The sequence below is a fragment of the Sphingomonas sp. BK069 genome, assembly GCF_014193405.1.
Lineage (GTDB): Bacteria > Pseudomonadota > Alphaproteobacteria > Sphingomonadales > Sphingomonadaceae > Sphingomonas.
Map to the genome: position 1 here is coordinate 132,762 of NZ_JACHZH010000009.1, position 11,686 is coordinate 144,447.

11 protein-coding genes are annotated in these 11,686 nt (G+C 63.7%); 8 read left to right on the forward strand and 3 right to left on the reverse strand.

Translation table 11 applies throughout. The features are described from left to right. Window positions 1–54: 54 nt before the first annotated feature. Complete coding sequence (locus tag FHY02_RS19940) at window positions 55–375, reverse strand: TrbC/VirB2 family protein (RefSeq protein WP_132910735.1); 321 nt, start codon at window positions 373–375, stop codon at window positions 55–57. 370 nt (window positions 376–745) lie between these two features. Between FHY02_RS19940 and FHY02_RS19945 the strand changes: the two genes are divergently transcribed. The 4 genes from FHY02_RS19945 (at window position 746) to FHY02_RS19960 (ending at window position 4,484) form a co-directional block, all read left to right on the forward strand. Further along, window positions 746–1,216, forward strand: coding sequence for a hypothetical protein (locus FHY02_RS19945; protein WP_183925526.1), 471 nt, complete (start codon window positions 746–748; stop codon window positions 1,214–1,216). An 81-nt stretch (window positions 1,217–1,297) separates the two neighbouring features. After that, entirely contained in the window at window positions 1,298–1,810 is a 513-nt protein-coding gene (locus FHY02_RS19950; protein ID WP_183925528.1) for a hypothetical protein, read from the forward strand. Window positions 1,811–2,299: 489 nt separating this feature from the next. After that, on the forward strand, window positions 2,300–3,247 hold the full coding sequence (locus FHY02_RS19955) for a replication initiator protein A (protein WP_311731890.1): 948 nt from the start codon (window positions 2,300–2,302) through the stop codon (window positions 3,245–3,247). Between the two features lie 457 nt (window positions 3,248–3,704). Then, window positions 3,705–4,484 (forward strand): helix-turn-helix domain-containing protein, encoded by a 780-nt coding sequence (locus FHY02_RS19960; RefSeq protein WP_260173015.1) that lies wholly within the window; start codon window positions 3,705–3,707, stop codon window positions 4,482–4,484. A gap of 161 nt (window positions 4,485–4,645) precedes the next feature. Here FHY02_RS19960 and FHY02_RS19965 read toward each other — a convergent pair whose 3' ends face one another. Continuing rightward, a complete protein-coding gene (locus tag FHY02_RS19965) occupies window positions 4,646–5,533 on the reverse strand; it encodes a lytic transglycosylase domain-containing protein (protein ID WP_311731891.1) in 888 nt (295 codons plus the stop codon). Window positions 5,534–5,648: 115 nt separating this feature from the next. On the opposite strand from FHY02_RS19965, the gene FHY02_RS19970 reads away from it, so the two are divergent. Beyond that, window positions 5,649–6,941, forward strand: a complete 1,293-nt coding sequence (locus FHY02_RS19970) for a hypothetical protein (RefSeq protein ID WP_183925530.1) — start codon at window positions 5,649–5,651, stop codon at window positions 6,939–6,941. A gap of 4 nt (window positions 6,942–6,945) precedes the next feature. Here FHY02_RS19970 and FHY02_RS19975 read toward each other — a convergent pair whose 3' ends face one another. After that, on the reverse strand, window positions 6,946–7,215 hold the full coding sequence (locus FHY02_RS19975; protein WP_183925532.1) for a hypothetical protein: 270 nt from the start codon (window positions 7,213–7,215) through the stop codon (window positions 6,946–6,948). Window positions 7,216–7,452: 237 nt separating this feature from the next. Here FHY02_RS19975 and FHY02_RS19980 point away from each other — a divergent pair, with 237 nt between their 5' ends. The 3 genes from FHY02_RS19980 to FHY02_RS19990 form a co-directional block, all read left to right on the forward strand. Further along, window positions 7,453–7,674 (forward strand): hypothetical protein, encoded by a 222-nt coding sequence (locus FHY02_RS19980; RefSeq protein ID WP_183925534.1) that lies wholly within the window; start codon window positions 7,453–7,455, stop codon window positions 7,672–7,674. Between the two features lie 12 nt (window positions 7,675–7,686). Then, on the forward strand, window positions 7,687–8,547 hold the full coding sequence (locus FHY02_RS19985; RefSeq protein ID WP_183925536.1) for a toprim domain-containing protein: 861 nt from the start codon (window positions 7,687–7,689) through the stop codon (window positions 8,545–8,547). A 35-nt stretch (window positions 8,548–8,582) separates the two neighbouring features. Then, window positions 8,583–11,686, forward strand: a 3,104-nt coding sequence (locus FHY02_RS19990; protein WP_183925538.1) for a strawberry notch-like NTP hydrolase domain-containing protein, incomplete at its 3' end; no start/stop codon positions are given.

Genomic DNA, 11,686 nt, shown 5'->3' on the forward strand with positions numbered 1-11,686 from the left:
CACCTTCAGTGACGGTGCCGGCGGAGCTGCTATCTCCGCCGGCCCCGGGTCGAGTCAGATTGTTGCGGTGACGGTCGAGGTGACGATCGGCACGCCGGTGCCGGCGCCGACGCCCACGCCGACGGGGATCGCGACCTGACCGAGCGAGAAGCGGCCCGACGCGAGACCGACGACACCACCGGCCAGCGACAGAACGGTGATGATCTTGCCGCCCGAACCCTCGAGGAAGCCGGTGAAGGCATCCAGCGCGGTGTTGAACGTGCCGTCGGCACCGGCGAAGGCCGGCGAGGCCATCACGACCGCGGCGGCCGCGACGCCGAGGGTCGCCAGCGCGGCCGTCTCGGCGCGACGGCCCATCTTGAGCAGGGTCTTCATAACAGAGTCTCCTTTGGCTGAGCGCATTTCAGCGCGCCCAAAGGAAGGCTGGCTCAGGATGATTCCGAGCAGCAACCGCGTTCGCGGGGAACCATCCGGAACATGAGGAATTTTTTAGTTCCTCGTCAGTTTTCGCGTGCCCGTGCGGGCTTACAGGTGCCGTTGTCCGATTCGGCCGGACACCTGTCCACGCCGGCCGGACAGCTGTCCGCTCCTGCCGGACAGCTGTCCGGAATAGCCGGACAGCAGAACGGGTTCTCTTCGCTCAGCCCCGAATCGTAGGCCTAGGGGCGCTTACGGCCTTGCAGTTAGAGGCCCGCGGTGGAAGAAAAGCATGAACCTCTAGCTCGCTAAACAAAGGTTCTCGATCGTGACGGCGGAGAAGGCGCTTCGATTTTCGGTATCAGAGTATTTCTTTCGGCTGAGCACCGAGAGCGTCAGGCTCCATTCCAATAAGGTTCTTGAGTTCTGCTCGTTCGGCGAGGTTATAAATAGCCGAGCTGAAAGAGCTAATGACCTCGCGGAAAGTTACGACGCTGAGGACATGCGTGAGCATCTTCGCATCATACCGAGCGAAGGGGACGTCCCATTGAACGTGACGATTCTTGAAACAAGTGCGACCTCGCTTGAGAAGGCTGCCGAGGTTCTGGCTGAGGCGCTGGGGCAAACGCTTGTTCTGAAGGATGCGCTATCATTAGTCATGTTCGACTTGGTCATAGAGCGAAATGCAACGGAGTTGCTGACCAAGCTCGGTCTTACTGCTTCCGAGGCGGACGCATATCGTGTAAGCCTAAAGCGTAAAAACACGAACGTCATACCCTTTCCTCCGGAGCGGACGTAATTTCTAAAATGCCGTTAACGGCACGCTTGCCATCCCGGAATGCGAAAGGTTAGCAATGCTGTACCAGCCGGGAGATGGGCGATGGGGGATCCGACGCGGATGCCTGCGGGAGGGGCCACGCAGGAAGTAAAGAAGTCGTTTGAGTTAGAAGACTACGTAATCGAGCGGATGAAGATCGCAGGTGTCAGCGTTCGCAATCTCGCAGTAAGCACCGGACTTAAGAAGTCTCGCCTTCATGAAGGGCTTCATCGGGACATAGACAAGCGGATTCCGCTCCGTGTGCCTGAGATGACGGTTGTCCTAGACGCGCTTGGCATCGATCGGAACGAGGCATTCTACGCACGAGAGGTTCTCGCGTCGGTGAGCGACATCACCTTCGATGAGGTGATCCGTGTCGCGGCCATGCTGTGCGAGATGAATAATGGCCTGCCGCAGGAGGTTATTACCGTTATTCGGGCGGTTGATGGCCTTGATCTGAACGATGTACGCAGGGAACATGGTACAGCAGCTCGAGGCTTGGTGGTTCGACTACTAGGCGATCGGTACACCGCTGTAGCTCGTCTTCGACGGAAAACTGACGGCTTCGAGGACTAAAGAGGAATTACCGGTATGGCCGCCCAGCACTGCTCGGTGGCCGCTCACTTTTCCGGGACCCTGAGCACAGAGGTGAGAGGGTCGAAGGAAGGTAGGCCGGCTGATTGCTGGCCTGAGGGCGCGCTACGGATTTGAGGATGGCCGTCCGCCCTGCTACGAACGGGGCATGGCTTACGTCGCAGTAATCCAGATCCCCGCACCTACACTCAACCGCACCGCGCCCGCTCGTGTCGCCGAAAGCACGAAGAGACAGGCGCTCCGGCGCCGCTCCCGTCACCCAAAGCACGAAGACCGGTTAGCCGAGGGGCGCATACGGCCACAGCGGCAGGCAAAAGCGCCGAAAATCGTCCGCTTCTGCGTGATGCGTTCGTGCTTTCAGCGACACGAGAGCCGGATCCTCGTGCTTTCGGCGACACAACGCATCCCCGCTTCGTGCTATCAACGACACGAGGCTGGCGGGGTTCGTGCTTTCAGCGACACGAGCTCAGGATGCGACAGGTCGTCATGGCTCACCAACAATCAGGCTACGAGATCGCACAGATCTCAAAAGATGCCCCAGAAGAGAGCAGGTTGAATATGCCCGAGGAAAAGCAAGGCGAGCTTTTCTCGCTCGATAGTCCGCTGCTTGGTGGAGTCCAGGGTGAGAGGTCGCTGATGGCGTACCCATTTTTCGCGTTGACGAAAGCGGCTTGGACAAAGCCGCTCGCCTATCGAACAGATGAGGTCTCGATCGAGATCGGGCCGGGACCAAAAGGCGTCGCAACCATCTACGACAAAGAAATCTTGCTCTACATCGCCAGCCTTATGGTCTCCAAGCTCGACGCAGGGCAAAGGGTTGGCCAGACCTTTCAATTTACAGCCAATGACCTTTTCAGGGTTACAGGCATCAATAGCTCGTCGCGCTCATATAGTAGGCTTTCCGACGCGCTCGAGCGGCTACAGGGTACGCAGATAAAGACCAACATCGAAGCGGGTGGCTCAGGTGAGGAGGGCTTCTTCTCCTGGTTGGAGGCCGCGAGTCTCCAATACACAAAGAGCCCGACTGGCGAAAAGCGGCTTAAGTCGATCAAAGTGCGGCTGTGCGACTGGCTGTACCGCGCCATCATGGTCGATCGCCATGTCTTGGAATATGCACCAAGTTACTTTGAGCTTGGTCCGGTCGAGCGACGGTTATACGAAGTCTCGAGGTCTTTATGCGTTGATGGGCCAGTTTCCGTCGCCCTCGACGACCTTCGCCTTCAGCTGGGCTATCAAGCGAGCTTGCGCCACTTCAAGTACGACCTGACAAAGATCATTGAAGCTGACGTCATACCGGGCTTTCGTTTCGTGCTTGAGGAAGACGAGGCACGAGCGACTACAACGCCAGCAGGCCGTACAATTCGTGAGTACGTCGTGAAAATCCTTCCGGAGGGCATGAGCAAACGGCTCAGCTCTTGATCCTCGCTGATTCGCAGACGCGAACCGCGAAGATCGCGCGCGACGCTTTGTGTCGCTGAAAGCACGAAGAGATAAGCAGCGCGAGCGCCACAAACGGGCTTCGTGTCGCCGAAAGCACGAATATTAGTCGTCTCATGTCGCCGAAAGCACGAATTTCGCGTGTTTCGCGAGCCAGCGTCGTGCGGCACATTGCCAAACGACGACGCACTTCTCGCGTCGCACGACAATAGGATCGGCTGTGACCACATAAACGAATGCCCGGCACGAAGGCCGGGCACCCTGAAACTCATATGTCCACGCCGGCAAGCGTGAACGGGAGAGCACTACCCTCCCGATATACGAGTTTCTGAGCCTCGGTTCAAGGGAGCGCGTTTCGCGCCACGCTATCGCTTTGCCTGGTCCCGGCCTCCGAGAAGGAGGGTGGAACGTGGAAGCTATACACATCGGAGGAGCCGCCTTGGCGGCGCTCTCCGGCATGCCGATTGGGGGGAAAGGCGGACGCTCCGGCGCACCTCACCGGACCGGAGCGGCCGTGCGCGCGAACAGCATCGAGGCGGGGACCTTCGAGGACGCGTTTTTCCCGCGGCTGGCAGCCGGCGATACCGACAGAATGCTACGCGGCGCCAGGAAGGCGCTGGACAATGCCAACGGCCTGCGACGGATCGCTCGCAAGGGAGAGCGCAAGCTGTCGTGTGCAGAACGGATCCAGGCGCGATTGACTGCCACGGCGGTGCGCGTCTTCGAGGAGCTTCTCACCCTCGCGCGCCTGAACGACGGGCGCGTCTTCCCGACCTACGATTATCTGGTTGAGCGTACGCACCTCGGCCGGTCGACCATCCAGCGTGCCCTTCCGATCCTCGAGGAGAACGGCTTCATTCTGAAGCAGCGCCGGTGCAAGCGCATCGACACCTCGGGCCCAGGCCCCCGCTATGAGCAGACGTCGAACGCCTATCGGGTGCTTCTACCCAAGGCTGTCATTGCGATGCTCCCCCGCTGGATGCGACCCGCGCCGCTTCCCGTCGATCAGGAGCAGCTCGCCTGTGATCGCGCCGAGGAAACAAAGGCAATGCTCGCGACGCTCTCGTGCAAGGAGTTTGCCGAGGCGACGGTCACGGGCCCGATGGGCAAGGTTCTTGCCATGTTGGGAGCTGGGATCGATCGTCGAGAGCGTGAAGTTCAACTAGATGCTCAACCGCTAACAGATTCATATATTAAAGGCGGATCGGTGTTGGCCTAGTCGGCCAACGCGCTTGAGAACCCGCGGAAAAGAACAACGACACACAACGTCCACCGATCACGGAAACGCTCGGACGTGCCGGCTACGCCGTCACGGTGCTCCCTAGGGGGAGCATGCGGTTTCTGCTGTCCGTCATGCCGAGGACAGCGCTTGCGGACAGCTTAGAATTGGGAGAGGCCGACGGTACGATAAGGCGAGGACGGCAGTGTCGAGCGCAACGTCGGCGATCCCGGTGCAGCGGTCAGCCGTGACCAGTTGGCGATGATGTCGGTGACATAAGCCTGCGTTTCCGCGATTCGGGGCACGAGACCGTCACGAACACGACCAGGACCGGCATTGTAGGCGGCGAGCGCCAGTTGGACCCGGCCGAACTTGTCGAGCTGCTGGCGCAGGTAACGCGCCCCACCGCGCATGTTCTGGTACGGATCGAGGCGATCAACCCCGAGCCCAGCCGCGGTGCCGGGCATGAGCTGCGCGAAGCCGAAGGCATTCTTCGGCGAGGCGGCGAGCGGATTGTAGCGGCTTTCCCGAATGATCATCGCGTCGAACAGGCCCGTCGGGATACCATGCTCGCAAGCGATCGAGCTCATCATGCCGTAATAGGCAGCGCGTCGACCTTCGGCCTCTCGAGAGAGGAATCCCGACGGTCGGTAAGCCAGTGGCGCGCAACCTGGAACGAAGGCGGGCGTGGCGACCGTCTGGATATTTGCGCGCATCCAGCCAGGGACCGCGATCGATGACGACGTGGGGATCGTGGCAAATGAGGCCTGAGACACAGGAGGGGCCTCTACGAGACCCGCCAGCTGGCGCTTCATACGAAACTCGACGTACCGTCGACTGAGATCGTGGACGGCGAACTCGGCAGGAAAAGCCGCATCTACCCCGACGTCTGATGTCGGAGCCACGACGGCGTCACTGTCCACCGTCGGCAAAGCAGTCATCGAGATCAACTCGACACGTCTGGACGACTGCTGCTTCCGGTTCGCGGCCTGCGCCGTCCCGGTCAGCACCACGCTTATTAGGGCCGCTCGAACGATCGCTCGCCGCACAATAACCTCCTGAAATCGTCGCTTCAGAGGAGTGGGCAGAAGCTATTCGAGCTTGTCAAGACGGCCAACCGGGCCGAAACTGCCCTCTAAACCGTGCCGGAAGGTCTCTTCGAGCATGTGGTTGATCCATCGCGACACTGACGGACAAGGCCCAAATCGCATCCCTCTTCCGCCTCAACTCCGGGAGGCGTTGGTGCGATGGTACGTGGGCGAGGGCTCGTTCCACGATGAGCAGGCCGGGATCACGCTGGTGCAGAACGCACGCATCGGCCATCGATGGATCGCTTGCAGCTGCCTCGGCGCGGACAAGCGCCCACCTATCCTCACGCCTGCGTTCCTGTCGGAGGCCGAAACCTACTATCTGCGGCGCCTGACGAGCGAGAAGCGGCCGGAGCATCGCCCGGAGTGCCCTTTTTTTCGCGACCAGGTCACCAACCGCATCACGGAGGTGCGCTCCCACGCCACACCGACGGATCCACCGGCGGGGTTCTTCGAGGTGCTGCGGCCGGCGCCGGAGAAGCTTTCTCAGCGTCCCGAGGAGGACAGCAACGACGATCGGACACGCAACGCCTCGACCCCTCGGCTTGCTCGTCTCCTCTGGCGGCTGATGGAAACCGCCGGCTCGAACAGCGTGCCTCCGCTAGGCGCCGGCCCTGACTGGTCGATCAAGGAAGGGTTTGCCGCCATCCTGCGCGCCGCTGGCAAGATCGAGATTGCGCCAGGGATCGAGCTGGCGCGGGCGCTCTGGACCCACGCCCGGCCGCTCGAGGCTAATGTCGTCTATGCGACGCTGCGTAGCCTCGCGCCGAACTGGCCCAAGGCGCACGCACCGCAAGGTTTCGTGCTCCTCTACGCGCCGGCCGTCCAAGGTCACGAGATCCACGTCCCAGACGGATTACCGGTCCACATCGCGAACCGCGTCCAGTCGCCCTCGATCCGCGGCAACCGCATCAGCGGGCCCTTCCTCGTGCTGGTGGTCGCCGGCGAATACCCGGAGGCGCACGGCTACGCCCCGCTGCGCGCCTACGCGCAGCCGATCTACAGCGGGCGCCTGTTCGTACCGGTCGAGTCCGACTTCGAGCGGAAGGTTCTCAAGCGGATCCTCGAGACGCAGCGGATGCTCCGCAGCAAGGGCATCGACCTCGCGATCGGCAAGCCGCTCTTCGATACGATGACGCCTGACGGCCCATGTCGGCCTGACTTCTTGCTTGAAGGTCGATCGCGGGTGACGGGCGAGTTGCGCACGATCGTGGTGGAGGCAATGGGCTTCGACACCGATGATTATCACGCCGCCAAGGCAATCACGCACCCACGAATGCGCCATATCGGCGAACTGCTAAGCCTCACTCCCGCTGACATTGAGGATGAGGCAGCGCCTGCCCGGATCGCCGCGGCGCTCGCGCTTTAGCGGATCAGGACCAACTCATCGTCGCGGCAAAGGAGCCGACGATGCCGAGCGTAACCGGGGTCGACAACAGATACAGTTTCTGCCAGCGCCACCAGGCCTTAGGCAGAAGAAGAACTGCGCCGCGAACAGTACGGGCATCCTGCCAGATCTTGTCTTTCCAGAGCCCTTGCAACGTCACAGTGACTGAAAGCGCCATCGCGATGGCGCAGCAGATGCCGGCCGCCAGGTAGATTGCGATCCAATTGGCAATCTCGACGGCCGAAAACTGCGACATCCACACCTCTTTTAGAAAGCGCGTGTCGACAAACAGGCGCCGATCGATTCTAGTTCCAAGGCAGCCTACGAGTGCAGGCTTTAGCACCCGGTAAACGGACCGGCACTAAGTAGCACCCCATTCTACAGGGGTAGAGATGGAGCGGAGAGGGAGGGAAGGAGCGGGCTGCTCGGGTGGCCTTGTTCTCCCTTCAATACGGGCTGCGTCACCGCCGCCCAGGCACGGGGTCTCTCCACCATGCAACGTATCGTGCTTGTCATCCGCGACCGTGGCCGAAAGGACATCGTCGCCTTCCATCCTACCGAACAGGCCGCACGCGAGGCGCTGGCGGACTACGTCCGTGAGCAAACACCCGAGGCATCGGACAGCGACAACGACGCTGAGCTGATCGCAGCCTATTTCGCTGACGAATCCGTCGCGCTCTACACCATCGCCGGCGTCCCCGCCGCGAAGTGCTGATGGAGGCAAGCCATGGCCATTATTGCCAACCGTCCGTCGCAGAAGCTGGTGGATCTCGTCGGGGCGCTCGGAGGATCCTGGCACGGTAACGTGGCGACGTGCCGCTGCCCTGCGCACGCTGATGCTACACCCAGCCTCTCGCTTCGCCAGGGCGACCGCGGGCTGCTCGTCACGTGCTTCGCAGGCTGCGACCCCATCGATGTGCTGCGTGAGCTCGACCGTATCTCACTAGGGCGTCGCTATCAGGCTCCGGAACCGGCTCGGGCGACGGGAACGGCGAACATCGACAGGCTATGGAACGAGGCTCGCCCGGTGCCAGGGACCTGCGCGGAGCATTATCTTGCCTCGCGCTTCCTTCTGCCGCTGCCGACCGACGTCCGCTTTCATCCGCGATGCCCGCTCGGCCCTAAGCCGCGGACGGTGTTCAAGCCCGCCCTCCTCGTGGCGGTTCGTGAAGCGCAGCGCCTGGTCGCGTTCCAGCGGATCTTCCTTGACCCCGCCAGTGCGGCCTACACCGAAAAGGCGACGCTTGGGACGCTCGGCACCGGCGCATGGCGCGGGGGTGGCCTCGCTCCCACTATCGGCCTCGCCGAAGGCTTCGAGACCGCCCGCGCCTGGTCGCTGCTGCGCGGGCTGCCGTGTTGGGCGTCGCTCGGCTCGCGCCGACTCGACGTACTGACGATCCCGTCCACGGTGACGAAGCTGATCCTCGCCGGCGACAACGACCTGGCCGGACGGCGCTCGGTCGCGCGTAGCGCAGCCCGTTATGCGACCGACGAGCGGGTGATCGAAGCGGACTTTCCCCCCGCGCCGTTCAACGATTGGGCCGAGGCGCTCGAGGCGAGAGAGAGGGGAGGGGGAGGAAGGCGGTGAGCTGCCGGATGGCAGCCTGACCAAGGGAGCCTTCCATGTCCGACCTTCTCGACCTGCCGCCGGTAACTGACCGACCGGCCGCGCTGACGATCGCCGAGCTGCTCGCCGGCGAAACGCCGATCACGCGACGCGACCTCAACAACGCCATGAGCGCAGCCTTCGGCGGGAGCGACGCGGATGGCCGCTGGACGCAGCGCGACAGCTTCGAGATGCTCGAGCATGCTCTTGCGCTGCACGTCGCGCGCCAGCCCTACCCGCTCGGGACCCTCGCAGGCGTGCCGCATGCCGCGGCGCTGATGGATCGCCTGCCGACGCAGACGGTCCGCAGCGAAGAGCAGATCGAACTTCAGCAATTCTCGACTCCGATCGACATCGGCGCACTCGCGGCAGTGATGGCGGCGGTTGGACCGGACGACATCGTGCTCGAGCCGAGCGCGGGCAACGGGTTGCTGGCGGTCCAGGTGCCGCATCACGCCGGGCTGCAGCTCAACGAGATCGATCCCAAGCGCCGCGAACGGCTGGCAAGCGTCTTCCCCAACGCAATCATCACCGGACACGACGGCGCTGCCCTCGTCAGCCTGCACGCTTCGCTGGAACGGCCAACGGTCGTGCTGATGAACCCACCGTTCTCGCGGAGCGTCGGCCGCGGCGCCGACAACCTGGCCGCGTTGCGGCATCTGCAGGCCGCCATCCGCCGGGTCGCGAAGGGCGGCCGCGTCGTGGCCATCATGCCGGACTGGTTCGCCCCGAGTGCCCAACTCAAGGCCGCCTATGAGGCGGTGCTGACAGGATGCACGGTGCGCACCTCGCTGCGGCTCGAGAGCTGCTATCGCAAGCACGGCACCGACATCGCGGTCAGGCTCTACGTCATCGACAAGGTCACGGGCGGGACGTCGCACACAGTGATCCAGCGCCGGGCTGTTCTAGACTTCCTCGACGCGATCACCGTACCTGCCCGAGCCGAGCTCGTGAGTGATGCGGCCGTGGCGAAGCCGGCGCCGCCCGTCGTCACCCTGTTCGGCGCCGCACGCGCAGCGACGCCAGCCGTCGCGCGAACCTACCATGCTCCCGTCCGCAACGCGGTACTGCCGGTCGGCTATACGACGCTGGCCGCGCCGGCTCCGCTGGCCGATCAGGTCGGTGTCTATCTGCCGTACCGGCCGAGCCGGATCGGCTTCGAAGCGGCCGGAGAGCACCCGACGGCCCTGGTCGAATCCGTGGCGATGGGCTCGATCCCCGCCCCGGTCCCGGCGCACATCCCGCTGCTGCCGGAGCGCACCGTCTCCGACCGCCTCTTGTCGGACTCTCAGCTCGAGACCGTGATCTACGCCGGACATGCCTGGAACCAGCTTCTGCCGGGCACCTTCAAGCCCGCCAAGGAAGGCGTCGGCCTCGCCATCGACGAGGAGGGCCGCCGCTACCGCAAGGGCTTTTTCCTCGGCGACGGCACCGGCGCCGGCAAGGGCCGCCAGGTCGCCGCCTGCATCCTCGACAACTGGCTGCAGGGCCGGCGTCGCCACATCTGGGTGACGAAGAACGAGCCGCTGCTCGAAGACGCGCGACGCGACTGGTCGGCGCTCGGCGGTCTCGCCGGTGACGTGCAGCCGGTCTCCAACTGGAAGATCGACGAGCCGATCCGCCTCATCGAAGGCGTGCTGTTCGTTACCTACCCGACGCTTCGCTCGATGCGGACCGACAACAGCCGGTTGCAGCAAATCCTCGACTGGGCCGGGCCCGACTTCGACGGCGTTATCGCGTTCGACGAGGCGCACGAGATGGGTGGCGTAGCGGGCGGCGAGGGCGCGCTCGGCAAGAAGGAGGGCTCACAGCAGGGGATCTGTGGCGTCCTCCTCCAGAACCACCTCCCTGACGCGCGCGTGCTCTACGCCTCTGCGACAGGCGCCTCGGACGTCAACAATCTCGCGTACGCGGTTCGGCTGGGCCTATGGGGACCCGAGACGGCGTTCGCCAACCGCGAAGCGTTCATCTCAGAGATCCGCAAAGGTGGGATCGCCGCGATGGAGCTGGTCGCGCGCGACCTGAAGGCGCTCGGGCTCTACACCGCGCGCGCGCTCAGCTTCGCCGGCGTCGAGTATGACGTGCTGAAGCACGAGCTGACCCCCCAGCAGATCGAGATCTACGACACCTACGCGAACGCCTGGAGCGTGATCCTTCAGAACATGGAGGAGGCGCTGAAGCTCACCGACGTCGTCGACGCACTCGAGGGCGGCACGCTCAACAGCGGCGCCAAGGCGGCCGCGCGTTCGCGGCTGGAATCGTGCAAGCAGCGCTTCTTCGGCCAGGTTCTCCTCGCGATGAAGCTGCCGACGGTCATCGCAGCGATCGAACAGCATCTCAAGGCCGACCAATCGGTCGTGCTGCAACTGGTGACGACGGCTGAGGCGATCCTCGACCGCAGGCTTGGTCAGATGTCAGCCGAGGAGCGCGCCGATCCGACGATCGACCTGTCACCGACCGAGTATATCGCCGACTACCTCCAGCGTGCGTTCCCCACGCGCCAGATGGAGACCTACAGCGACGACACCGGCAACGTGCGTTCGCGCCCGATGACTGACGAAGCAGGTCACCCGGTCTACAATCCGGACGCGATCGCCGCGCGCGACGCCATGCTCGAGCACATCTGCGGCCTGCCTCCGATCAAGTCGGCGCTCGACGCGCTGATCGAGCATTTCGGCACCGACGATGTCGCCGAGGTGACCGGTCGCTCCAAACGGCTCGTGCCGACCTCGGACGGGCGCCAGAAGGTCGAGACGCGCTCCGGCCGCTCCAGCCAAGTTGAGGCGGCGGCCTTCATGGCCGGCACCAAGCGTGTGCTGGTCTTCTCGGACGCGGGCGGGACCGGGCGCTCGTACCACGCCAGCCTCGACGCCAAGAACCAGCAGCAGCGCGTCCACTTCCTGCTTGAGCCGGGCTGGCGCGCCGATCGCGCCATCCAGGGGCTCGGCCGTACCCACCGCACACATCAGGCCTCCACACCGCTGTTCCGGCCGGTGACCACCGACTGCAAGGGCGAGCTGCGCTTCACCTCGACGATCGCCCGCCGGCTCGACAGCCTGGGGGCCCTGACGCGCGGACAGCGCCAGACCGGCGGGCAGAACCTGTTCGACCCGGCCGACAA

Coding starts and splice junctions, on each gene's coding strand:
- FHY02_RS19940 (WP_132910735.1), bottom strand. CDS start 375: ATGAAGACCCTGCTCAAGATGGGCCGTCGCGCCGAGACGGCCGCGCTG.
- FHY02_RS19985 (WP_183925536.1), top strand. CDS start 7,687: ATGGCCATTATTGCCAACCGTCCGTCGCAGAAGCTGGTGGATCTCGTC.
- FHY02_RS19980 (WP_183925534.1), top strand. CDS start 7,453: ATGCAACGTATCGTGCTTGTCATCCGCGACCGTGGCCGAAAGGACATC.
- FHY02_RS19955 (WP_311731890.1), top strand. CDS start 2,300: ATGCGACAGGTCGTCATGGCTCACCAACAATCAGGCTACGAGATCGCA.
- FHY02_RS19950 (WP_183925528.1), top strand. CDS start 1,298: ATGGGGGATCCGACGCGGATGCCTGCGGGAGGGGCCACGCAGGAAGTA.
- FHY02_RS19975 (WP_183925532.1), bottom strand. CDS start 7,215: ATGTCGCAGTTTTCGGCCGTCGAGATTGCCAATTGGATCGCAATCTAC.
- FHY02_RS19970 (WP_183925530.1), top strand. CDS start 5,649: ATGTGGTTGATCCATCGCGACACTGACGGACAAGGCCCAAATCGCATC.